Here is a 20997-nt window from a genome sequence, read left to right as displayed (position 1 = left end):
TTGTAATTTCGGCTACATCTGGTGGTTCCCGTGAGGCCGTAAAAGGCAACCTGATTAAGCCTCAGTATTGGCGTCCAATTTCGCCAACCATCCGCACCGCTCCGGCCCGGAGCATTTGCCAAACGCGCTTCATCGCAGCGAAGTCTTGGTCCAATTCGGACGGCCCAGCCGCGCGATCAAGTCTTCTGTCGTAGCGGGCGTCCCTGGGGTCGTATCCCCTGCGGTAGCGGTCGTTCCGGGCGTCGTATCGCTCGATGCGTCCTTCCAGAGGCTCGCGGTAGGAGCGACTGTCCAATGGAGCACGATCAAAATTACGGCGGGGCGCCATGACTTCCTCAACGTTCAGAACAACCCGATGACATCAGCCGGCACGGTCATCGATCCGTGGCCATTGCTACGGAATGACGCTTCCGACGCGAGAAGGCGTGGTCTGCATCTCGTGGTGCACGGCCGAAATGGCGGTGCTGTTCCCGACTGTTTGGCATCCCTGCCGCCTCTTCTGGCTCAGCGGCGATCGGCGCCGGTACAGCTCGAGGTGCTGACAGCTGAACAGGCCGTTTCGGCTCCTCTCCAACCCGCTTGGATCGTTCCTTTGTTGTTGCTGCCTGGAGCTCACGCTCGAACCGATGTGCCGGCAATTCGGGACAGGCTTCGTTCAACTGGGGCCAATGTGAGCTTGCTGCCCTTTCTCGGTGCATGGACCTCCTGGTGGGACGCTGTGCTTTCAGCGCTTCCCCTGCCGGAACGGCGTGATGCCGTGCTGGTGCACCATCCTCTCCGTCCAGGTGTGGCGGATCGGTTTCTCACGATGCTGTCGTCTCGATTGGCGTTGCCGTTGGTTTCCTTCGATGCCTGGCCGGAGTTCCAGCAGCGCCATCCCCGCGCCCGGCCACTCCCGTTGGCTCTAGCTCCGAATCGCATGACGGAGGCGTTAAGCGAAGCTGGTGGATTGCCTCCTCTGCTGGAGCATCCCCCCACCCGTCAGGCCTTGATCGATCTGCTTGTTTCTCTGCCGTGAGCATCGCTGAACAATCCGGAACCGTTTATCTGGTGGGAGCCGGTCCTGGCGATCCCGAGTTGCTCACGCTGAAGGCGCATCGGCTGCTTCGCGAGTGCGATGCCCTGGTGTACGACTCGCTGGTGCCCGAGGAAGTGCTGGATCTTGTCCCTGATGCCTGCGAACGCCGTTTTGTCGGCAAGCGTCGTGGGCATCATTCAGTGCCGCAACCGAGCACCAACGCCGTGCTCGTGGAAATGGCCCAGAAACACAGCACGGTGGTGCGGTTGAAGGGGGGTGATCCCTTTCTGTTTGGTCGTGGAGGTGAAGAAGCGGCTTACTTGGCGGAAAGGAACATCTCTGTTCAGGTGGTCCCGGGCGTGACGGCCGGCATCGCTGCCCCTGCTTATGCCGGAATTCCCGTCACGCACAGGCGGGCGGGGTCATCGGTGACCTTCGTCACCGGTCATGAGGAAATCGACAAGCGCCGTCCCTCTGTGGATTGGCGTGCCTTGGCCGCTGCCAGTGACGGCTTGGTGATTTACATGGGATTGCACAATCTGCCCCGGATCGCGGAGGAACTGATGGCGGGTGGTTTGGCTTCGACAACTCCCGTGGCGGTGATCCAGCAGGGCACGGTGGCGGGGCAGCGTTGCCTCAAAGCAACCTTGGTTGACGTTGCCGATCAATGCCGAGCGCAAGCCTTCAAGTCACCCTCGATCGTTGTGGTTGGTGAGGTGATTGACCAGCAGGTTGAGGCCTGCATGCCCACACCGGCAGCGGTCACGATGCCGATTCCGTTCTGACAATCCACGCTCTATTCCTTCAAGCGAGCCCGGAGCTGGGCCAGGTTGCACGGCCGGGTGTTGGTATCGAGCTGAGCACGGATGAGCCGGTCCCAAGCCGTGGTCACCGCATCCAGAGAACCCGGCAGCACAAACACAAAGGTGCCGTTGGCCACGCCGGCAAGGCAGCGGCTTTGCAGGGTGCTGGTGCCGATGCTCTCGAAGGAGAGCACGCGAAACAGTTCCCCGAATCCTTCGATTGTTTTGTCCAGCAGAGGTGCCACGGCTTCGGGGGTGCCATCGCGGCCGGTCAGACCGGTACCCCCACTGGTGATCACCACATCAACCGCGGGATCGGCGATCCAGCGGCTCAGTTCACTGCGGATTTGATAGCGATCATCGGGGCAGAGTCTTCGCTCGTGAAGCCGATGGTCGGCGGCTTCAAGGCTGCGCAGCAGCTGATCTCCGCTGCTGTCGTCCGCCAGGGTGCGTGTGTCGGAGATGGTGAGCAGGGCGATGGACAGGCCCATGGCACAGCGGCGGAGCCTTCGGACGCTAGAACCGCTCCAGCTGCCATGGACGCGGTGCTGAAGGTGCTGTTGTTCGCCTCCCTCCGAGAACGTGCCGGTTGGGCGGAGCGTTCCCTCCCCTTCACGCCAGGGGTATCAACGGCCCGTGAGGTCTGGAACCAGTTGGATCTTGGCCCGCTCGAGGGCATCAGCATTGCGGTCAATCAGGAGTTGGTCGGTGCGAATCAGCGGTTGCAGGCCGGTGATGAGCTGGCCTTTCTTCCACCGTTCACGGGGGGTTGAAGCATGACCAGTTGTTGTGTGGAGGTGTGCCCGGATCCCTTTGATCCTTGGCAGCAGCTTGCGAACTGGAGTGGGGATGCCGCGGCCGCGGCGATCTTCATTGGTCGGGTGCGTCCCACCACCATGGATGGCCGGCCTCTGCAGGCGCTTGAGCTGGAGCACTTCCCCGGCCTTTGCGAACGTCAGATCACGGCCATGGCACAGCGTTTGCAGCAGGAGCACCGGGTGGGACCGATTTTGGTGCTGCATCGGGTGGGGAGGCTCGCCCCTGGGGACCCGATTGTGCTGGTGGCGGTCCAGGCGGATCGGCGCGGCGCGGCGCAGCGCTGCTCTGCCGCGTTATTGGAGCAACTCAAGCATCAGGCCCCGTTCTGGAAGCGGGAGTGGTGCAGCGGTCAGGGAACCTGGCTGGCGGCAAATACGCCGCTCTGATCAACGCTTGGGTGCTGCAGTTGGTAGCCCAGCTGTTTGAGCCGGGTGTTGCGGATCCGTCGGCCCGCTGAACTCGGATCGTCTTGTCCAAGCCAGTGCACCGGTGCCAGCCCTTGGCGTCGCAGGCTTCGCTCCACGAGATTCCGCAGCAGGATCGGTTCGTCGTTGACCACATTCACCACGCTGGCCCATTCACCATCCATTGCTGCTTCCAGGGCACCGGCGGCATCCGCCACATGCAGCCAGTTGCTGTAAGAGCCTCCGCTGCCGGGGCGTTCCAGGCCGGCGAGTCCGCGCAAACGTCGATCCAGATCGCGGCCGGGGCCGTACAGCGCTCCGAGGCGCAGGATGCAAACGCGCCGGTCGCTGATGCTGTTGAGCAGTTGCTCGCTTTCCAGCAGAACATCGCCATGGCCGCGGCCCGGGTCGGGCGGCGTTTGCTCATCCACCCAGTCACCCTGGGCATCGCCGTACACCGAGCAACTGCTCGTGTAGAGAATCTGTCGAAGATTCGGCAGTTGTGGCAACAGCGACTTCAGGCAGCGGAAGCTGTCGACGAAGGTGTGGCGGTAGCCGTCGGCATCCACCTGGCGATCTCCCTTGGGACCGAGGCAGAACACGGCGCTGCTGCTCTGCTGCAGTGCATCCAGCAATTGGGCAGGGTTGGTGGCATCGCACACCCTCACCCGATCCGCCAAGGAGCTGAGGTGCTCCAGCCGTTCGCTGGTGGTGGTGGTCAGCGTCAGCCTTAGCTGTGGCCGTCTCAGTTGCAGCCGCTCCGCCAGGGCAAGCCCCACATACCCGCAGCCAACGATCGTGAGGTCCATGGCGGGGGATGGCTGTTGCAGCGACCCTAAGGAGATCGACCGTTCCATGCCGTCACGGAGATGACTGATCAATGGACCCTCAACCGTCGCAATTTCGCCGGCCACTGGCAGGGCTGTGGCCACTGGTTTGAACGCGACGGCGCCGATCGGCTGGACCTACAGCGTCCATCCCGCCGGATTGACCCCACCACATACGCGATTTCCTTTTCCGATGATGACCACGGGGTCTGGGATGGGTCGGGGCTGGCGTTTGCTCCCGGCGGCCAGGCCACCTATCCCATCAGCCGAGCCAAATACAACGCCGGTGGCGGTTGTTGGCAGTTTCCCGGGGCGGGGGGCCAGTCCAGCCTGGGGTTGGATGCCGATCGTCCGCGCTTCGGCCACGAGATCAACCTGTTTTGCGGTCGCTCCCGCTCGATGCTGGTGCTGCTCTGGGAACCGCGGAACGGCCGTTGGCGCTTGCAGCGCGTTGGGGCGGTGGGCTTTCGTTGTCGTCTGAGCCCCGATCCCGAACCCGAGCGTCCCGCATGCGGGACACCCGAGGCTCTGCTGGATTTGGTGAAGGGATGGAGCGGTGAGCGGCAGACGCTGCGACCTCAGCTGGGGGTGAACGCCGAGGCCGAGGACGCTGCTCCCGTGGTGTTTGATGCGCACCAATTTCTCCACAATGACTGCTCAGCCGTGATGCCCGATGGCTTGGTGTTCTCGGTGCCCAGTGAAATTTCAGCGGAGCCTTTCAGCCTGGAGATCGCTGGACGTCTCGGCGCTGAGTTGTTTCAGCAGGTCAGCATCCATTTCGATGCATCGGGCCAGCTCTTGGCCTGGGAGCGCCGATGCTTTCGCCCAGCGACGGTTCAGAAGATTCGCTGACGGATCACCTGGGCCCAGAGGCGCGTACCGCTTTGCAAGGAGCCGGCCTCCGCCGGTAGTTCCAACAGAAGATCGGCCCGTTGCAGAGAGCCGATTCGGGAGGAGGCCTGCGAGCCATCCACCCGTGCCAGCAGGGCTCCTGCGGCGTTGGTATCGAGGCGGGCTCGGGCCAGTTCCGGCCGTCCCGGTCGGCGGCTTAAAGGGTCGGCGAGTTCCACCATCACCCGGGGGAACAGCTCCGGTTCGATCTGCCCCTCCAGGGCCTGCAGGGCGGGCCAGAGCAGTTGCAGGGCGGTGACCGCCGCCGCCACGGGATTGCCCGGTAGTCCGAAAAACGGCACGCCTTCACCGATGCTTCCAAAGGCGAAGGGGCGACCCGGGCGAAGGAACAGTTTCCAGAAGTTCACGGCACCCAGCTCCGCCACCAGCGGTCGGATCCAGTCGGTATCGCCGGCCGAGACGCCTCCGGTACTCACCACCACGTCGCAGTCCTTGGCCAGATCAAGCAGGGCCTGCCGCAGGGCGTTGGGTTGATCGGCCACCACCCGTCGCTGGGTCACCGACTGCCCGAGGGCCTGGAGCATCGTCTCCAGAAGCGTGCCGTTGCTCTCCCAGATGGCACCGGGGTGCCGCGCTGTCCCGGGTGGCACCAGTTCGTCCCCGCTGATCAGCAGCCCGATGCGGGGTTGCGGCACAACGGCCAATTCGGCGATGCCGCAGCCGGCGAGGCGTGCGAGATCGGCGGACCCCAATCGCTGTCCAGCGGCCAGCAGCAGGTCCCCCGGCCGGCATTCCTCGTCCTTCGGGCGAATCCAGGGACGATCCGACGCTTCTTTCGCCAGCTGGAGGGTGTTGCCGTCCACTGTGATGAGCTCCTGGGGCAGCACCCAGCCGGCACCGTTCGGCAGTGGAGCTCCGGTGAGGATCCGAATCGCATCGCCGTTGGCCAGGCTTCCGTTGAAGGGTTGGCCTGCGGCGGAGCGCCCTTTCAGCTGCCAGGTTTCTCCGAGCTTGGGCTGGTGGCTTTGCCCCAAGGCGTAGCCATCCATAATTGAGGCCGGAAACCCCGGAACGGCCGTGCTGGCCAGCACAGCTGCTGCGCTCACGCGGCCGAGGGCCTCCTGGAGGGGCACCGTGCTGCTGGCCGTGATCGGCTCGATTGCCGCCAGAACCCGTCGGCGTGCCTCCTCCAGGGGTAGACCTTCGCGTCCGTACGGCTCAGCGCTTCCAAACACCATTGCGCCCCCCTTCTTTGAAATGAAGCTGGATGGCCTCGATCGTCATGGCTGGATCGACCGCCTTGAGCATGTCGTAAAGGGTCAGCAGCCCCACGGAAACGGCTGTCATTGCTTCCATTTCCACCCCGGTTTGGCCCGTTGTCCGGCAACGGCAGTGGACGACGAGGCCAGGCAGGGATTCGTCCGCGTCGATCGACACATCCATGCCACTGAGCGGTAGGGGGTGGCACAGGGGAATCAATTCCCAAGTGCGTTTTGCGGCCTGGATGGCAGCCACCCGGGCGACCGCCAGAAGATCCCCTTTGGGTGTCTCTCCCCGCTGGATCAGGGTCAGGGTTGCGGGCGCCATACGAATGGCTCCACTGGCATGGGCTTCGCGCTTGCTGGCAGGACGGTCCCCCACGTCCACCATGTGAACTTCGCCTTGTTGGTTCAGATGACTTAGCTCTTCCGTCATTTGATCAAGGTCACAACACCGGTCGTGAGTTCGAAATAACCCACCACCAGTTTCAGGGCACCGCTGCTTTTCGCTTCGGCCAAGGCCGAGCTGCGTTGGATCAGCGTGGATGCTGTGGCAAGGGCATTGCGTCTGACGGCCTCCGCCAGATTGCTGCTGCCGCTAATGGTCTCCTCGATGGGATGGATCAGCCGTTCCAGCGAAGGGGTCAAAGGCTTGTCGTCCATCGCCGCCGTGACAGCTCCGCAGCCGCTATGCCCCATCACCATCACCAACGGGGTTTTGAGAACGCTGACGCTGTACTCCACCGAGGCAATCGCTTCGTCAAAAGCACTGTTGCCGGCGTTGCGGATCACGAACAGGTCGCCAGGGGTGGTGTCGAACACCCAGCTCGGTGACACCCGTGAATCAGAGCAGGTGAGCACAGTCGCCCAGGGACGTTGGCTTGTGGACAAAGCTCTGGGGGAATTGAAGCAGCGTGGGTCAGGATCGGTCGTCCGCAGCGTTGCCCTGTTCTCCTGAAGCGCCAGGCGCCACGCATCTGCAAAACGGCGGTTCCCCGCCATCAGGGCCTGAAGTGGATCGTCGGGAACGCAGAACCCATCTTCGGCAGCATCAACAGGCCGCGCTTGTATTAGGGCGGCCAAGGCCATTCCGCCTGTTGAGTGGAGGAATTGACGGCGTTGGATCCCCATGCCGCCAGCTTATTTAGGCTGTGTGATCAGCGCTCGCCGAAGGGGGCCCAGAGCGTGGCCTCGGAGCCGACCACGGGTTCCACGGCGGGCTTGCTGGCAGCAGCCGGTTGAGCACTCACATTCGCGCTCATGGAGGAGACATCCGCTTCGCCCAAGGGAGCCCAGAGAGCAGCTGGCCCGGCAATCACTGGTTCCACTGCAGCCGTGCCGGCCTGGACGGAGGCCGTCTGGCTGCGCACCAGTTGCACGGCGAGGGAACCAACGATGAACGCACCCAGGAAGCCGGCTGCCAGGGTGATGGGGCTGCGGCCGGAAGTGGACGAGACGCTGCTGGTCACGGCAGAAACTCTCAGAACAGAGCTTCAGTATGGAAAGAATTGGTGTGAACGACTACTGAATGGGCTGAATTGTGTAGCGGAATTAACAGTTCCTATGGGATCAAAGTCCTGCATTGGATGTTGCTGGAGAGCTTCAGCCGTGACCCATCCGTGGGACATTCCCAGCAACATTCCGAGGGAGAGGGCGAAGCGCACAGGCCAAGATTTGTATCAACGTAAACATCTCTGTTTCCGCGGTCTTCTGTTGTCATCATTGACACCAATCAAGGCTTTGGTTGATGTCCAGCCGTTGCGATTCCGCCAGCCATTGCTTTGCCTTTGAGCAGGATTTCATCGGCAACTGGCGCTGCATACCGCTGTGTGTGCGTCGGAAACTTGATCTCTGTGGGGTGAAGTTAAAGCTCAATCACTGGTTGCAACTCTCCAGGGATCAACGTCAAACCCTGGTGGATTGGCCGGATGGGGCCGACGCCCTCGAGCAGCTTCGCCAGCACCTGCGCGATTGCACCAGCCCCATGGCCGATGGCATGGCGAAGGATCTTCCACCGGTCAGCGGCGCCCCCTGGCAACAGTTGGCCGAGCTGCCCGCTGCGGTGCAGGAGGCGGCCACGGCGCGAGGTGTGTTGCTGACCCTGGAGCAATGGGCTCAGCTCAGTGAGCTGGATCGCTTTGCGTTGTGCAAGTTGGCCCGGCCGGGGCACGATCACCACAACCTTGAAGCAGCCTTCAGCGAAGTGCTGGTGTGAGTAGCCGGCGCAGTGCCTCCAGCTTTCCTTTCTGCTGCTCGACGGGCTTCACCACCGAGACGGCCGGAGCCACGATCACCGCGCAGGCCTTGAGTTCCGGCTGCTTCGATACCGGGCAGGCCTCGTCATGCATCAGGGTGTTGGCCTCGCAGGCCTTCTCCTGGGTGAATCCCCAGTGCATTGGCAGAAAGACCGATCCACGCCGAATGCGATCGGTGACCTTCACGGTCGCGGTGAGGTGACCGCGGCGCGAGCTGATCGCTGCCAGTTCGCCGTTGCGCAGTTTTAGATCCTGAGCGTCACCGGGGTGAATCTCCAGCAGCGGCTCGGGATGCTGTTTCATCAGCCGTTCCACCTTCCCTGTGCGGGTCATGGTGTGCCACTGCCCCAGATAGCGGCCCACCGTCAGCACCAGGGGGTAGGTCTCGCAGGGGGGTTCCGCCAGCCCGAGCGGTTGATCGGTGCTGAAGCGGGCGCGTTTGTTCGGGGTGGGGAACTGATGGTCTTCGTAGAGGCGTTTCGCTGCTGCGCTGGGGCTGCTGCCGTGGGGGTACGGCCACTGCTGTGGCCCGTCCTGTTCAAGCAGCGCATGGCTCAGGCCACTGACGTCACAGAGGCGCCCTCGGGTCAGTTCGGTGAATTCGGCGTAAACCTCAGCCGCTGAATCGAAGCTGAATTGTTCGGTGTAGCCCAAGCGGCGTCCCACGTCAGCGAAGACCTCCCAGTCGGGCCGGCTTTCGCCGAAGCGGCGTCGATAGGCCGGGCAATAGGTCACCCGTCGTTCGGAATTGGTCATGGCACCGGCCTTCTCACTCCACTGGGCTGCGGGTAAAAGCAGGTGGGCGTAATGGGACGTTTCAGAGTCGGCATAGGCCTCGCTCACCACCACCAGCGGGCACTTGTTCATGGCTGACTTCACCCGGTCGAGATCCGGGAGGCTGACCAGGGGGTTGGTGGCGGCCACCCACCACAGATCCAGCGCGCCCTGTTCCATTGCTTCGATCTGCTGCCAGGCCGCTAATCCAGGCTTGGCGTTGATCCTTCCTTCTGGCAGCCGCCAGGCCTGTTCCACTGCGGCACGGTGCTCCGCGTTGGCCACCAAGCGGTAGCCCGGCAGCAGATGCGCCAAGCCTCCAGCCTCACGCCCGCCCATGGCATTTGGTTGGCCGGTGAGGGAAAACGGGCCCGCTCCTTCCTTGCCGATCTGGCCGGTGAGCAGATGCAGATTGATCAACCCCTGCACCACTGCTGTTCCTTCCCGGCGTTGGTTCACCCCCATTGACCAGAGGCTGAGCACCTTTTCGCGCCGGTGGAACAGAGCGGCCACTTCCCGCAGGCGTTTTTCGGGGATGTTGCAGAACAGGGCAACCCGTCTCGGTGTCCAGCGGGCGGCGACGTCAAAAAAGGCGTCGTAATTCTCGGTGTGGTCGTCGATGAAAGCTGGGTCCTGGCCGTTCTCGCGGAGCACCAGGTGGGCAATGCCGTGAAGCAGGGCCAGGTCGCTGCCTGGTGCAATCGGCAAGTGAATATCGGCGGCTTTGGCCGTGTCGGTGCGGCGTGGATCCACCACCACGATGGTGACGCTGCCAGGGTTTTTTCGTTTCCGCTTCAGAAGACGCTGGAACAGCACCGGGTGGCACTCGGCGGTGTTGGTGCCGATCAGAAACGCCACTGAGCAGTGGTCGAGATCCTCGTAGCTGCAGGGGGGGCCATCGGAGCCCAGGCTGCGGGTGTAGCCCGCCACTGCTGAGCTCATGCACAGCCGCGAGTTGGCATCAAAATTGTTGGTGCCCAGTGCGCCTTTCAGCAGTTTCTGGGCCAGGTAGTAGTCCTCGGTGTGGAACTGGCCGGAGCCGTACATGGCGATGCCATCGGCATTGCCGCGCTGGGTCACGCTTGCCTGAATCTGTCCGGTGATTTTGTCGAGGGCCTCGTCCCAGCTGATCGGTGCGAAGTCGTCCTCGAGCGTTTCGCGGAATAGGGGTTGGCGCAGTCGTCCTTGGGCCAGGGTTTCGCCAACTGTGGCGCCCTTGATGCAGACCTGACCAAGACTGGAGGGATGCTCGCGGTCGCCGCGGGCGGTCCACATTGGATTGCCTTCACCATCCCGCTTTACGGCTTGACCCTTCACAGCAGGAGGGAGCAGCTCCAGGCCACAGCCCACTCCGCAGTAGGGGCACTGGCTGCGCACGCTGCGGGGGGAGTTGACCATGCAGGAACCAAAAAAGAACAAAACCCGGAGCGGCAGCTCCGGGTCGTTGTGCAGCGACAGGGTGCTGCGGAGGGTGATGGATCAGGCCGTTTCGCCTTCGTGCAGCTCTGCGAAGGAGCCCTTGGGCTCCTTGAGGAAGAAGAAGCAGAAGAAGGCCACGACCAAACCTGCGACGCCCAGGATCTGGAAGAAGGCGCTGTTGGAGGCAGCAATCACCTCGGGGGTGGGTTCGCCGCCGCCGCCCATCCACATCGGCAGGAGGCTGAAGATGGTCAGGTAGGTCACAGCACCAACGTTGCCGTAGGCACCGACCAGACCGGCCACCTGACCGGTGACGCGACGCTTGACCAGGGGCACCAGCGCGAAGGTGGCGCCTTCACCGGACTGCACGAAGAAGGAGGCGAGCATGGTGATCACCACGGCAACGGCGATGCCGGTGGTGCCGGTGAAGGTGCCCGGCTTGATCATGCTCATCACCAGGTAGCCCACGCCGAGACCGGCGGTGAGGAAGCCCATGGTGTTCTTGCGGCTGCCGACGCGGTCGGAGATCAGACCACCGGCAGGGCGGGCCACCAGGTTCACGAAAGCGAAACAGGAGGCCAGGATTCCGGCCGTGGCCTTCGGCAGATCGAAGGTGGTTTCAAAGAAGGTGGGCAGCATCGAAACCACGGCCAGTTCGGAGCCGAAGTTCACGATGTAGGTGAGCTCGAGGATCGCCACCTGGCGGAACTCATAGCGGTCTTCTTTGGGATAAACCTTGTTGCCAAGAATCAGATCGCGGTTGGTGCGGATGATTCCCCACGTTTGGAAGGCAAACCAGACGGCGACGGCACCGAGGGCCAGCGGATAGGTGCTTGCGGTGAGGAAGCCAACTTTCGACAGGCGCCAGCAGAGAACACAGAGGATGGCTGCGAAGGGCACGTTCATGCCGAGCAGGCCCCAGAAGTCGCGCATGGAGGTGACTTCCAGGCCTGCGGTCTTCTCAGGCCGCTGGTAGGTCTTGCCGGGGGGTGTGTCCGTGACGTTGAAGAAGTAGAAGAAGCCGTAGGCAGCCGAAACGATGCCGGTGAGGGCGATCGCACCGCGCCAGTTCAGAACAGCACCGGTCGGCAGTTCGAAACCACCGGAGAAGGAGAGGAAGCCGGCGAGGGCCACCATCGTGAGGGCGGAGAAGGCGGAGCCGAAGTTGCCCCAGCCGCCGTAGATCCCTTCCGCGAGGCCGATTTCCTTAGGAGGGAACCACTCGGCCACCATTCGGATGCCGATCACGAAGCCGGCGCCCACGATGGAGAGCAGCAGACGTGCCACCACCAGTTGGTTGAAGTCCTGAGCGGACGCAAACAGCAGGCAAGGAAAGGCTGAGAAGACCAGGATCGACGAATAGGTGACCCGGGGTCCGAATTTGTCCAGAAGCATGCCAATCAGCACGCGAGCCGGGATGGTGAGGGCCACATTGCAGATGGCCACGGTGCGGATCTGACCAACGGTCAATCCGAGGTCCGCTTTCACGGTGGTGGCCAGAGGGGCCAAGTTGAACCAGACCACGAAGGTCAGGAAGAAGGCGATCCAGGTCAGGTGAAGGGTTCGATACCTGCCCTGGAACGACCAGAGGTCGCCAAGCATTGAGAAGAAGAAGTGAAACCTCGGGCGTCAAAACGAAGGGTGCCCGGGGATGGCAAAACGGTCGAAAAGAAGATCCGTTTAACTCGCGCAGTTAATCAATTCGTCGGGCCACTCTTTGGTCAGATTGGTTACCAATTTCTGTTTTTGTGTTCCCCTGCAAACATCAATGGAGCTGATTGATTGGATCAGGTGTTCTTGTGCCTGGATGATTTGGTAGCGGTTGCAACTTTGTTGGGTTGTTGGACTTCGCTGGTGCAGATTGTTGATCAGAGATGTGAACCAAGGCTTGCGGGTTTGTTTGCTCAGTGGCGGTAGCAGCCGTCGCATGGGGCGTGACAAAGCGCTGTTGCCCCATCCATCCGGTGGTGTTTGGCTAACGGCGTTGGTCGACCAGCTGCTGCCCTTGGGGTATCCGGTGCAGGTGTTGAGTCGCCATCGCGAGCATGCAGAGGTGCTGGGGCTCCGACCTGGATGTTCCGTGCTGTTGGAGCCCCCTCCTTGGAATGGCCCCCTGCAGGCGCTTGCCAGGGTGCTGCCGCTTCCGCCCGGGGAGGCGTTGCTGGTGCTTCCGGTGGACATGCCGCGCTTGCGGACGGCTGTATTTCTTCAGCTCATCGCGGCCTGGAACCGTGCTCCTGAGCAAGCAGCGGTGGCCCATGACGGTATGCGGCTGCAGCCGTTGTTGGCGGTGATTCCTTCAGGCTCCCCCTTTCGCTCCTGTCTCGATCAGCAATTGCAACGTGGAGAGTTGCGCTGGATGGACTGGTTGATGCGTGTTCCTCATCAGTCGGTGCAGTTGCCTGCAGAGGCTCTGCTGAATGCCAATTGCTCAGCAGATCTGTCAGCGTTGGAAGGATGAGCACCTCGCTGCCGCTCGCAGATCGTTTCAACCGGCCCCTCGGAGTACTGCGGCTGTCGCTGACGGCCCGCTGCAATCTCGCCTGTCCGTACTGCCGTCCGGATGTGGATGATCCCCCTGGCTTGCTCACGCTTGAGCAGCAGATGCGCGTTATTCGTGTCGCCTCGCGCCTTGGAACCCAAACGCTACGGCTCACGGGTGGAGAGCCGTTGTTGAGCCGTCGGTTGTTGCCCTTGCTTGAGGCGGTGGCGCAGGCCCGGAGGCGTCGATCAGATCCCATAGCAGGTCTTGAAGTGGTGGCGCTGACCAGCAATGGGGTTTTGCTTTCGGAACCGATGGCTCGGTCGCTGCGCGCAGCAGGGTTGAATCGCATCACCATCAGCTTGGATGCAGCAGAAGGGCAGGCAGCAGCGCGCATGGCTGGTCTCCAGGGTGGCGCTGTCGCCGGTGAACGGTTGGTGCGCAAGGTGCAGGACGGCATTTCGTCGGCTCGTGCCGCTGGTTTTGACCCCTCGGCCGGTGAACTCAAGCTCAACGCCGTGATCCAACGGGGGATGAATGACGATCAACTTCTTCCCTTGGCCGGTTTGGCGCGGCAGCAGGGGGTGGAGCTGCGCTTGATTGAGTTCATGGATGTGGGCAACCGCAACCAGTGGAGGCTGGACCAGGTGCTGCCGGCGGCGCAGATGGTGGAGCGCATTCACGCCCGTTGGCCGCTCGAACCCCTGGGGCGCCCCAGGGGTGGCACGGCACAGCGTTGGAACTATTGCGATGGCGCCGGATCCATCGGTGTGATCGCCTCCATCAGTGAGCCGTTCTGTGGAGATTGCAACCGGTTGCGTGTCACCGCCGATGGGCAGGCGTTCACCTGTTTGTTCTCCGCTCATGGCATGGATCTCAAGCCTGTGCTCTCGTCGGAGCCTTGCCTCGAGCAGGCCATACGCGATCTCTGGCAGCGGCGCCAAGACCGCTACAGCGAGGAGCGTGATCCAGAGGCCGGTGCGTCAACGCATGCGGAGATGGCGTATCTGGGGGGCTGAACCGTTGTGATCGTCACCGTTTTTGAGTGAGGCTCCCGGTACAACAGGTCAGCTAAAGGATCTTCAAGGATCCATCGAGATGTTCGAACTGCTGGCCTACGAGCGCTTTCGCGACACCCCATCGGTTCGTTTTTTCGACGTGACTGTGGACACCTCGAACGCGCGTGACTTGGTGATTCACAGCGGTCCGGCGGTGTCGCCACCCAACGACCCTGAGAGCGGAGCCTGGCAGTTTTATTTGCATCCCCATCAGGAAGACAATTTGCTGGCGGCGAGTGGCGGGAGAACCTTCTTTTTGGTGAATCTGGCCTGGGAGCAGCCGTTTCACATCGTTCGGCTGGAGAGTGGTGGTGACATCCTTCGCATTCCCCCCGGCACCTTCCACCGCTCGATTTCCGATCCCGATGGCTCTGTCGTTTTGAACCAGGCGGTCCGTGAGGAGGGCGTCTCTCTTGTGCGGGAATTTCGCGTCTACAACAGCGCCGAGATCCCGGCCTTGATGGCTGCAACCCATAGCTCTGCTCGGAAGCCCCAGTTGCATGGGGTGGAACCTCTGCTTCAGGCGGCCTGAACGAGGTTGTGTTGTGAGTTCTCCGTTCCGGAGGCTTCGTCGTTGATCTGAATCTGCCAATTCAGCTCACTCGCTGTTCCTGGGGGGCCGCTGAAGCTGCCGCTCACGGCCGCGGTGAGTTCCGGTTTGGAGGAGGTGGCTAGCACCACATAGCGCTCGGTGACCTCCTTGCCGGCACTGGGGTCAAAGCCTCTCCAGCCCGCTCCAGGTAGGTAGACCTCCGCCCAGGCATGGAGGTCGTACTCGTTCGGGGGAGGTTGCTGCAGTTGATATCCGCTCACGAATCGGGCCGGAAGACCCACCACGCGGCAGCAGGCCACCATCAGCATGGCCAGATCTCGGCAAGAGCCGATTCGCTCGCGCAGGGTTCGGCCCGCTGGCCAGGCCGGCCCCACATGGCGTTGGGTGTATTTCACCCGCTCTTGAATCAGTTCAATGAGTTGATTCAGAAAGGCCAGGGTCTGTTGGTTGCTGCCCATCAGCGCTTCCTGGGTGAGGTCGATGGCTGCGGGTTCGTGCTGGCCATTGGGCAACCAGCCCTCTAAGGCGCCCTGCAGATCACTGTTGAGTTGGCCCCGCGGGTAGGGCAGTGGTGGTTCGAGTCCGTTGAAGCAGCTCTGCAGCGGTGGTGCCGGCCGGGTTTCCACCAGACTGCGGGCCTCAAAGACGAGTTGCTCGGTGCTGCCAAGAAAGTGGAGCCGTTGGATTTCGTCGCCGCTGGCGGCCACCAGTTCCCGACGTTGCTCAGGTTCAGGCAGCACGCTGAGGTGATGGTCCAGCAGGGTCTGGAACCCCTGTCCCCTGGGTTTCAGACAGAGGCGATGCTCCCCCAGAACGACCCTGGCCTCATACCGATACGTCAGGCGGTGAACGATGAGAGCGCGCATGCTGGATCGGTGGGAGTGGAACGGAGGTCGGCGCTGGTGAAGTAGCGGGTCTGGATCAGGATGTGGAGTTGATTGAGGTCCTGTTGAAGCCGGTCAATCGCTTCATGCAGACCGGATTCGATCAGGTTGTCGATCCTCACGTAGCTCCAGCGGGCCAAGAGCTGGCCGCGTAAGCAGTCGAGATCATCTGGCGTGTCTTGGCTCGGGTGCTGCTGGATCTGTTGCAAGGTGTCGCTGATGCCCTGGAGGCAGTAGCGCACCGACCGAGGAAAGAATGGATCCAGCAGCAAAAAGCGGGCCACCGATGCGGGGCTGATCGCTTGTTGGACGCTCTGGCGGTACATCTGATACGCGCCCGCCGTGCGCAGCAGGGTGATCCACTGCAGTTCATCCAGCACCCCGCCGACCTCCTCGGTGGACGGCAGCAGCAGGAAGTATTTGACGTCGAGGATGCGGGAGGTTTTGTCAGCGCGTTCGATCAGACGTCCCAGCTGGCTGAACAGCCAGCTCAGATCGCGGCTCAGTGTGGTGTCGGTGATCCCGTACACAAGCTGGCAGCCGCGGCGGATGATCTGCAGTTGCTCCTGCACGGGTTCCCGCCAGATGTCTTCGTCGTCTTGCAGGCTCCAGTGCAGATCATTGATCTGCTCCCACATTTCCGTGGTGATCACATCCCTGATCTGCCTTGCATTTTCCCGAGCCATCGCAATGCAGCTCACGATGCTGTTGGGATTGCTGCGGTCCAGCAGTAGGAAGCGCACCACTTGTTTGGGAGTGGCATCGGGATAGGCCACGTCGAAGCTGTTCCGATCCCCTGTCACCTCCACCAACGGCAACCATGGTTCTGCGCTCCCCGGAGGACAGTCCAGAGCCATCGCTTCACTTACTTCCAGAAAACGCGAGATGTTTTCGGCGCGTTCCAGATAACGGTTGATCCAGTAGAGCGAATCGGCAACGCGACTCAACACGGCACAGCCTCCTTTGGCTGCGGTGCCGACATCCGTTGGTCGTCGACGATCCAGGTGTCCTTACAGCCGCCCCCTTGGGATGAATTCACCACCAGTGAGCCCCGCTTGAGGGCCACCCGCGTCAGCCCCCCTGGGCTCACCCAGCTGTTTGAGCCGCGCAGCACATAGGGGCGCAGATCCACGTGGCAGGGATACAGCTCACCGTCACTGAGGGATGGCACGGTGGAGAGCTGCAGTGTGGGCTGCGCGATGAAGTTGCGGGGATTCGCACGGATCTTGGTGTCGAAGTCAGCCAGTTCCGATCGGCTGGCCTGGGGGCCGATCAGCATTCCGTAGCCCCCGGCTTCCGCCACCGATTTCACCACCAGTTGCTCGAGGTGGTCGAGCACATAGCGCTGATCGTCGGGCCGGGCACAGAGATAGGTGGGAACGTTCTCGATGATCGGCTCCTCATCGAGGTAGTAGCGGATCATTGCCGGCACATGGGCGTAGATCAGCTTGTCGTCGGCGACGCCGGTGCCGGGGGCATTGGCGATGGCGACCCGTCCTTGCCTAAGCACGTCGATCAGGCCCGGCACCCCCAGCATCGAGTCCTGCCGGAACACGGTGGGATCGAGAAAATCGTCGTCGATACGGCGGTAGATCACATCCACGGGCTTGAGCCCGTTGGTGCTGCGCATCCACACCCGGCCGTCTTCGCAGACCAGGTCCCGTCCCTCAACCAGTGCAATGCCCATCTGCTGGGCCAGATAGCTGTGCTCGAAATAGGCGCTGTTGAACACCCCGGGCGTCAGGATTGCCAAGCGAGGGCTTTCACTCCAGGGCGCCAGGTCCTGAAGGGTGCGCAGCAGATGGGAGGGATAGGCGTCGATCGGTTGAACGGCACGGCCCTCGAACAGGCCAGGGAACAACCGTTTCATCACCCGACGATTCTCGAGGAAGTAGGCCACCCCTGACGGGCAGCGCAGGTTGTCTTCCAGGACACGCCAGGTGCCATTGCCGTCGCGGATCAGGTCGAGTCCGGAGATGTGGCACCAGCGGTTGAGGGGCAGGCTGATGCCCTGCATCTGAGGTCGCCAGCCGGAGGAACTTTCCACGTCTTCCCGCGGGATCACACCGTCGTTGAGGATCTGCTGCGGGCCGTAGATGTCGGCGAGGAAGCAGTCGATGGCTTCCAGGCGTTGCAGCAGTCCCCGCTCCAGGTTGATCCAGTCGCTGCGGCCGATCAGTCGGGGTAAGGGATCGAAAGGAAGAATCCGTTCACTGCCCTTGAGGCCGGAATCGTTCAGGCGGAACGTGGCACCGAGGCGACGCAGCAGCTGGCTGGCGGAGGCATGACTGCGGTTGAGCTCGGGCAATCCCATCTGCCCCAGCGATGCAAGCAGGGTGGCCAGATCGTCGCGAGGCCTCGCCGTGTCCCTGCAGAAATATTCGTCGAAGCCGACCGTGGGTTTGTAGTCGGTGAACATTCCGATGGTCTGGGCACATTTCATCCAAGGCGTCGCCCCAACCCCCTCGGGTTGTAGTTGCTACACATTCCGCAATTTCAGGTGACAGGGCGCTGATCGCTTGATGTTTGCGTATCCGAAGGCACCTGAATCGAGGGCGAAGGGCCAGGCGGGGAAGACTCTTTTGCTTATCTGTTTCTGGAGTTCAAAGGGTCTTCGCTTTGGATGAATTGCTCTGGGCGCGACTGATCTTTGCCCTCGGTGCCGTTGTTACTGCGGCGACGGTGGTGATGATTCTGCGCGGACATCTTTATTGGAACCGAAGGGGGTCGACGGATGTCCGCTGACTCGGTTCCCTTCCTCCAGCCCGGGATCGCCTGGGCGCTGGTGGTGTTGTTCTCCGTTCTCTGGGTTGCCCTCGGGATTGCTTGGGGTCGGCGCGGTCAAGGCAATGCCGATGACTACATGCTGGCGGGGCGCAACATCGGGCTGGCCCTGAGCACCGCCACGTTGATGGCCTCCTGGGTCACCGGCAACACCACGTTGCTTGCCCCTGAATTCGGCTACAAGACCGGGCTTTGGGGCATGTTCAGCTATGCCCTGGCAGGGCTTGGACTGATCCTGTTTGCTCCCCTGGCTTCGCGGATCAAGCAGCTGATGCCCAACGGACGCACCAGCGGCGATTTCATTCGGTTGCGTTACGGGCGCCTGGCTTGGTGGGTGTTCATGGTGATCACCGCTATTTACACCCTGGGTTTTTTGATGACCCAGGCGATGGGTGCCGGACTGCTGCTGCAGGCCCTTTCAGGCTTCGATTACCACGTGGGGATGGTGGTGGTGATTGGTGTTGCCACGCTCTACACCCTGTTCGGTGGGATGCGGGCCGTGATCGGCACCGATTTCATCCAGTCGCTCTTGATCATGGTGCTGTTGGCGGTGGTGGCGGTGCTCGCTTTCCGGCAATTCCCGATGCCCGAGGTGCATGCCTCGTTGCTTGCCCGGCATCCCGATCGGCTCGATCTGCTGTTGCCTGCTGGTTTGTTGATCGCGTGGAATTCCGCCCTCTTCTCGATGGGCGAGGTGTTTCACAACAACATCTGGTGGTCTCGGGTCTTCGCTAGCCGTCGCTCGGTGGTGATGACCTCCTTTGTGTTGGGGGGGGTCGCCTGGATGAGCGTGCCGATGGTGACGGGCTCCATCGGGCTGGTGGCATTGGCGCGTGAGTTGCCTCTCGAGCAGGTGAACATGGTGTTCCCAGTGATGGCAGCTGATCTGCTCGGCGCCGGCGGCGCTGCTCTGGTGTTTGTGGTGGTGTTTGCGTCGCTCACCTCCACCCTGGATTCGCTGTTGGCATCCACCGCCGATCTTCTGGCGGAGGATGTGTACTTCCGCCTGTTGCGGCCCCAAGCCAGTGACCTGCAGCTCAAGCAGGCTGCGCGGCTGATGGTGGTGGGGTTGGCGGTCGTCACGTTGGCCCTGTCCTGGCCGCGGCTTGATTCTTTGGCGTCGGTGCTGTTCTTTACCGGTGCCCTGGTGGCCTCCACGGTCTGGCCAGTGGCCTGCGGCCTGTACTGGCGCACGGCCAATCGCACGGCTGCCATTGCGGCCATGCTCGCCGGCAGCGTTGTTGGCCTGCTCGCTTATGTGCTGATAGCGCCTTACTGCGCCGCTGTGTTTTCGGCGGCCGTATCAGCAGTCGTGATGCTGATCGGCAGTCGCACGTGGCCGGAAAGGTTTGACTTCACTTTGTTGCAGGAGGAGGGATGATCCAAAGTCTTTTTTTGATGGCCAGCCTTGTTGGACTCTCCGGCTTTCAGTTTCTGCTGGTGGCCAGTCAGCTTGCCTTGGTGCTGTCTGTGTTCGTGTTGCTACTGATTTGGTGGGTTGAGTGGCGGAACGGTCGTGTGTGGTGACGGCTGCAGGTATTAGTAACCAGCTGAACATTTTTTCCGGATCTTTGCTTAAGAAGATCTTTCTTTGTGGACGAAGGGGTGTTGTTGTTGTTACCGGTAAAAGATGTAGTTCTTGGCCTTAGCACTCGGTTTGGCAAACAGAGTGTTGATCCGATTTAGCTATGGCACAGGCAAATTCAGCAGTAGTTGAAGCGTCGTCGGTACAGATTCGGTTTCAGCCGATGGGTCCCGATGTCTATGGCCAGAACCAACCCCAGGAGCTGCTGGCTGCGATTGCCGAGGACGGAGAGCCGTTGCTGGATTTGGTGAATCAGCATGTGGTGTCGATCCAACCGTTTCGACCCGAGGCCTTGTTGCAGGTGTTTCGGCTGGCGGCGAAATTCGAGAGCAATCCAGATCGGTATTGCCGCCACAACACGCCCCTGACCGGCAAGATTCTGATTAACGCGTTTTACGAGCCGAGCACGCGCACCCGTCTCTCTTTTGACAGTGCCTGGCATCGCCTTGGTGGCAGCTCGATCAACATCACCGACAGAGCTACCACCGGGATTGCCAAGGGCGAGTCCCTTGAAGATGTCGCCCACATGTTCAACAACTACGGCGATTGCGTGGTGCTTCGGGACAGCGATCCCGGTGCTGTTTATGCGATGACGTCAACTCTGCGAATCCCGATCATTAATGCCGGCAATGGCATTGATGAACATCCGACTCAGGCAATGGCGGATCTGTACACCATCTTCAAGTGGCGGCCCAAGCTCGCCGAAGTTGAGGTGGCTGCGGCTGATCGGATTCGCATCGGAATCGTCGGGATTCCATCGCGGATGCGAACGGTTCGCTCACTGCTGAGGATCCTGGCCAAATTCCCGCAGACCGTGGATGAGGTGGTGGTGATTCATGCTCCCGGGTTGGAGTCGGATCTGCAGTTGTTCGACCCTGGGCAGTTGGAGGAGCTCGAGGCTTGCGGCATGAAGGTGCGCTGCAGCACCGATCTACAGGCTGAAGTGCCCGATCTGGATGTCATTTACATCAACGCCATCGCCTGGGTTGGCGATACCTATGAAGTGCACGGGAGAGGATTTCGCCTCACCCGCGACATGCCGTTCAAGCCTGAAGCGATCGTGCTTCATCCCTTGGCGCGGGGAGCGGAACTGAGCACCTGCCTGGATGACACACCCCACAACTGGTATTTCAGCCAGGCCAGGGGAGCTGTGTTCCTGCGGATGGCACTGCTCACCTGCATGGTGAACCGGGCCGAACGCGTCATGGATGTCGTCTGAGC

At 61.8% G+C, this 20997-nt stretch carries 24 protein-coding genes; 12 read left to right on the top strand and 12 right to left on the bottom strand.

The genetic code is table 11. The annotated features are described in order from the left end of the window. Positions 1-61: 61 nt before the first annotated feature. Positions 62-328, bottom strand: coding sequence for a hypothetical protein (locus FZZ92_RS05940; RefSeq protein ID WP_226422779.1), 267 nt, complete (start codon positions 326-328; stop codon positions 62-64). 27 nt (positions 329-355) lie between these two features. Between FZZ92_RS05940 and FZZ92_RS05935 the strand changes: the two genes are divergently transcribed. Together FZZ92_RS05935 and cobA are read left to right on the top strand one after the other, a co-directional pair. After that, the gene (locus FZZ92_RS05935) at positions 356-1018 is read left to right on the top strand and encodes a DNA mismatch repair protein MutS (RefSeq protein WP_226422778.1); all 663 of its coding nucleotides are present in this window, start codon (positions 356-358) and stop codon (positions 1016-1018) included. Beyond that, complete coding sequence (gene cobA, locus FZZ92_RS05930) at positions 1015-1803, top strand: uroporphyrinogen-III C-methyltransferase (protein WP_115024670.1); 789 nt, start codon at positions 1015-1017, stop codon at positions 1801-1803. Before FZZ92_RS05935 ends, cobA begins: the two co-directional genes overlap by 4 nt. Before the next feature lie 11 nt (positions 1804-1814). Here cobA and moaB read toward each other — a convergent pair whose 3' ends face one another. Beyond that, positions 1815-2312, bottom strand: a complete 498-nt coding sequence (gene moaB, locus FZZ92_RS05925) for a molybdenum cofactor biosynthesis protein B (protein ID WP_115024669.1) — start codon at positions 2310-2312, stop codon at positions 1815-1817. A 45-nt stretch (positions 2313-2357) separates the two neighbouring features. On the opposite strand from moaB, the gene FZZ92_RS05920 reads away from it, so the two are divergent. Next, positions 2358-2594 (top strand): MoaD/ThiS family protein, encoded by a 237-nt coding sequence (locus tag FZZ92_RS05920; RefSeq protein ID WP_115024668.1) that lies wholly within the window; start codon positions 2358-2360, stop codon positions 2592-2594. Positions 2595-2597: 3 nt separating this feature from the next. Next, positions 2598-3026 carry a molybdenum cofactor biosynthesis protein MoaE gene (locus FZZ92_RS05915; protein ID WP_115024667.1) on the top strand — a complete coding sequence of 143 codons (429 nt, stop codon included), beginning with the start codon at positions 2598-2600 and terminating at the stop codon, positions 3024-3026. Here the strand turns inward: FZZ92_RS05915 and FZZ92_RS05910 are convergent. Then, positions 2990-3853 carry an NAD-dependent epimerase/dehydratase family protein gene (locus tag FZZ92_RS05910; RefSeq protein ID WP_226397533.1) on the bottom strand — a complete coding sequence of 288 codons (864 nt, stop codon included), beginning with the start codon at positions 3851-3853 and terminating at the stop codon, positions 2990-2992. The genes FZZ92_RS05915 and FZZ92_RS05910 overlap by 37 nt on opposite strands. Positions 3854-3913: 60 nt before the next feature. On the opposite strand from FZZ92_RS05910, the gene FZZ92_RS05905 reads away from it, so the two are divergent. Then, the gene (locus FZZ92_RS05905; protein ID WP_226422777.1) at positions 3914-4723 is read left to right on the top strand and encodes a DUF3598 family protein; all 810 of its coding nucleotides are present in this window, start codon (positions 3914-3916) and stop codon (positions 4721-4723) included. Here FZZ92_RS05905 and glp read toward each other — a convergent pair. From glp to FZZ92_RS05885, 4 genes are read right to left on the bottom strand one after another with little or no spacing between them, the layout of a single operon-like run. Beyond that, positions 4708-5958 (bottom strand): gephyrin-like molybdotransferase Glp, encoded by a 1251-nt coding sequence (gene glp, locus FZZ92_RS05900; protein WP_226422873.1) that lies wholly within the window; start codon positions 5956-5958, stop codon positions 4708-4710. The two genes, FZZ92_RS05905 and glp, sit on opposite strands and share 16 nt — an antisense overlap. After that, positions 5942-6418 (bottom strand): cyclic pyranopterin monophosphate synthase MoaC, encoded by a 477-nt coding sequence (moaC, locus tag FZZ92_RS05895; protein WP_115024665.1) that lies wholly within the window; start codon positions 6416-6418, stop codon positions 5942-5944. Before moaC ends, glp begins: the two co-directional genes overlap by 17 nt. After that, entirely contained in the window at positions 6415-7113 is a 699-nt protein-coding gene (locus tag FZZ92_RS05890) for a carbonic anhydrase (RefSeq protein WP_226422776.1), read from the bottom strand. Before FZZ92_RS05890 ends, moaC begins: the two co-directional genes overlap by 4 nt. 26 nt (positions 7114-7139) lie before the next feature. Beyond that, complete coding sequence (locus tag FZZ92_RS05885) at positions 7140-7451, bottom strand: hypothetical protein (RefSeq protein WP_226422775.1); 312 nt, start codon at positions 7449-7451, stop codon at positions 7140-7142. 278 nt (positions 7452-7729) lie between these two features. On the opposite strand from FZZ92_RS05885, the gene FZZ92_RS05880 reads away from it, so the two are divergent. Beyond that, positions 7730-8197: a nitrate reductase associated protein gene (locus FZZ92_RS05880; protein WP_226422774.1), complete on the top strand. Its 468-nt coding sequence runs from the start codon at positions 7730-7732 to the stop codon at positions 8195-8197. Here the strand turns inward: FZZ92_RS05880 and FZZ92_RS05875 are convergent. After that, entirely contained in the window at positions 8178-10409 is a 2232-nt protein-coding gene (locus tag FZZ92_RS05875) for a nitrate reductase (protein ID WP_226422773.1), read from the bottom strand. The two genes, FZZ92_RS05880 and FZZ92_RS05875, sit on opposite strands and share 20 nt — an antisense overlap. An 81-nt stretch (positions 10410-10490) precedes the next feature. Further along, on the bottom strand, positions 10491-12032 hold the full coding sequence (locus FZZ92_RS05870; RefSeq protein ID WP_226422772.1) for a NarK family nitrate/nitrite MFS transporter: 1542 nt from the start codon (positions 12030-12032) through the stop codon (positions 10491-10493). Positions 12033-12306: 274 nt separating this feature from the next. On the opposite strand from FZZ92_RS05870, the gene FZZ92_RS05865 reads away from it, so the two are divergent. From FZZ92_RS05865 to FZZ92_RS05855, 3 genes are all read left to right on the top strand, one after another. After that, positions 12307-12891, top strand: coding sequence for a molybdenum cofactor guanylyltransferase (locus tag FZZ92_RS05865; RefSeq protein ID WP_226397527.1), 585 nt, complete (start codon positions 12307-12309; stop codon positions 12889-12891). Then, positions 12888-13931: a GTP 3',8-cyclase MoaA gene (locus FZZ92_RS05860; protein WP_226422771.1), complete on the top strand. Its 1044-nt coding sequence runs from the start codon at positions 12888-12890 to the stop codon at positions 13929-13931. Before FZZ92_RS05865 ends, FZZ92_RS05860 begins: the two co-directional genes overlap by 4 nt. A gap of 79 nt (positions 13932-14010) precedes the next feature. After that, positions 14011-14502 (top strand): redox protein, encoded by a 492-nt coding sequence (locus FZZ92_RS05855; RefSeq protein ID WP_115094983.1) that lies wholly within the window; start codon positions 14011-14013, stop codon positions 14500-14502. On the opposite strand, the gene FZZ92_RS05850 is transcribed toward FZZ92_RS05855, so the two are convergent. The 3 genes from FZZ92_RS05850 to FZZ92_RS05840 are packed head-to-tail and all read right to left on the bottom strand — an operon-like array spanning position 14490 to position 17826. Then, on the bottom strand, positions 14490-15389 hold the full coding sequence (locus FZZ92_RS05850) for a transglutaminase family protein (RefSeq protein ID WP_226397525.1): 900 nt from the start codon (positions 15387-15389) through the stop codon (positions 14490-14492). The genes FZZ92_RS05855 and FZZ92_RS05850 overlap by 13 nt on opposite strands. Beyond that, positions 15362-16357, bottom strand: a complete 996-nt coding sequence (locus tag FZZ92_RS05845) for an alpha-E domain-containing protein (protein WP_226397524.1) — start codon at positions 16355-16357, stop codon at positions 15362-15364. Before FZZ92_RS05845 ends, FZZ92_RS05850 begins: the two co-directional genes overlap by 28 nt. Further along, positions 16351-17826 (bottom strand): circularly permuted type 2 ATP-grasp protein, encoded by a 1476-nt coding sequence (locus tag FZZ92_RS05840; protein ID WP_226422872.1) that lies wholly within the window; start codon positions 17824-17826, stop codon positions 16351-16353. Before FZZ92_RS05840 ends, FZZ92_RS05845 begins: the two co-directional genes overlap by 7 nt. A 315-nt stretch (positions 17827-18141) precedes the next feature. On the opposite strand from FZZ92_RS05840, the gene FZZ92_RS05835 reads away from it, so the two are divergent. The 3 genes from FZZ92_RS05835 to FZZ92_RS05830 all read left to right on the top strand — a co-directional run bounded on the left by FZZ92_RS05835 (position 18142) and on the right by FZZ92_RS05830 (position 20995). Further along, complete coding sequence (locus FZZ92_RS05835; RefSeq protein ID WP_226422770.1) at positions 18142-19572, top strand: sodium:solute symporter family protein; 1431 nt, start codon at positions 18142-18144, stop codon at positions 19570-19572. A gap of 17 nt (positions 19573-19589) precedes the next feature. Next, complete coding sequence (locus FZZ92_RS13115) at positions 19590-19718, top strand: hypothetical protein (RefSeq protein WP_255614063.1); 129 nt, start codon at positions 19590-19592, stop codon at positions 19716-19718. A gap of 161 nt (positions 19719-19879) precedes the next feature. Then, entirely contained in the window at positions 19880-20995 is a 1116-nt protein-coding gene (locus tag FZZ92_RS05830) for an aspartate carbamoyltransferase (protein WP_115024653.1), read from the top strand. Positions 20996-20997 lie beyond the last annotated feature (2 nt).

The sequence above is a fragment of the Synechococcus sp. MU1611 genome, from assembly GCF_020514255.1.
Lineage (GTDB): Bacteria > Cyanobacteriota > Cyanobacteriia > PCC-6307 > Cyanobiaceae > Parasynechococcus.
The sequence above is the reverse complement of the archived record's forward strand: the minus strand, read 5'-3'. Positions and strand labels throughout refer to the sequence as shown.

Excerpts from the sequence above, each read along its gene's own strand:
- moaB (WP_115024669.1), bottom strand. The coding sequence starts at position 2,312 with ATGGGCCTGTCCATCGCCCTGCTCACCATCTCCGACACACGCACCCTG.
- FZZ92_RS05915 (WP_115024667.1), top strand. The coding sequence starts at position 2,598 with ATGACCAGTTGTTGTGTGGAGGTGTGCCCGGATCCCTTTGATCCTTGG.
- FZZ92_RS05840 (WP_226422872.1), bottom strand. The coding sequence starts at position 17,826 with ATGTTCACCGACTACAAACCCACGGTCGGCTTCGACGAATATTTCTGC.
- FZZ92_RS05870 (WP_226422772.1), bottom strand. The coding sequence starts at position 12,032 with ATGCTTGGCGACCTCTGGTCGTTCCAGGGCAGGTATCGAACCCTTCAC.
- FZZ92_RS13115 (WP_255614063.1), top strand. The coding sequence starts at position 19,590 with ATGGCCAGCCTTGTTGGACTCTCCGGCTTTCAGTTTCTGCTGGTGGCC.
- FZZ92_RS05940 (WP_226422779.1), bottom strand. The coding sequence starts at position 328 with ATGGCGCCCCGCCGTAATTTTGATCGTGCTCCATTGGACAGTCGCTCC.
- FZZ92_RS05860 (WP_226422771.1), top strand. The coding sequence starts at position 12,888 with ATGAGCACCTCGCTGCCGCTCGCAGATCGTTTCAACCGGCCCCTCGGA.
- FZZ92_RS05850 (WP_226397525.1), bottom strand. The coding sequence starts at position 15,389 with ATGCGCGCTCTCATCGTTCACCGCCTGACGTATCGGTATGAGGCCAGG.
- FZZ92_RS05875 (WP_226422773.1), bottom strand. The coding sequence starts at position 10,409 with ATGGTCAACTCCCCCCGCAGCGTGCGCAGCCAGTGCCCCTACTGCGGA.
- FZZ92_RS05835 (WP_226422770.1), top strand. The coding sequence starts at position 18,142 with ATGTCCGCTGACTCGGTTCCCTTCCTCCAGCCCGGGATCGCCTGGGCG.
- moaC (WP_115024665.1), bottom strand. The coding sequence starts at position 6,418 with ATGACGGAAGAGCTAAGTCATCTGAACCAACAAGGCGAAGTTCACATG.
- FZZ92_RS05935 (WP_226422778.1), top strand. The coding sequence starts at position 356 with ATGACATCAGCCGGCACGGTCATCGATCCGTGGCCATTGCTACGGAAT.
- FZZ92_RS05880 (WP_226422774.1), top strand. The coding sequence starts at position 7,730 with ATGTCCAGCCGTTGCGATTCCGCCAGCCATTGCTTTGCCTTTGAGCAG.
- FZZ92_RS05920 (WP_115024668.1), top strand. The coding sequence starts at position 2,358 with ATGGACGCGGTGCTGAAGGTGCTGTTGTTCGCCTCCCTCCGAGAACGT.
- FZZ92_RS05905 (WP_226422777.1), top strand. The coding sequence starts at position 3,914 with ATGACTGATCAATGGACCCTCAACCGTCGCAATTTCGCCGGCCACTGG.
- FZZ92_RS05830 (WP_115024653.1), top strand. The coding sequence starts at position 19,880 with ATGGCACAGGCAAATTCAGCAGTAGTTGAAGCGTCGTCGGTACAGATT.
- FZZ92_RS05910 (WP_226397533.1), bottom strand. The coding sequence starts at position 3,853 with ATGGACCTCACGATCGTTGGCTGCGGGTATGTGGGGCTTGCCCTGGCG.
- FZZ92_RS05890 (WP_226422776.1), bottom strand. The coding sequence starts at position 7,113 with ATGGGGATCCAACGCCGTCAATTCCTCCACTCAACAGGCGGAATGGCC.
- FZZ92_RS05855 (WP_115094983.1), top strand. The coding sequence starts at position 14,011 with ATGTTCGAACTGCTGGCCTACGAGCGCTTTCGCGACACCCCATCGGTT.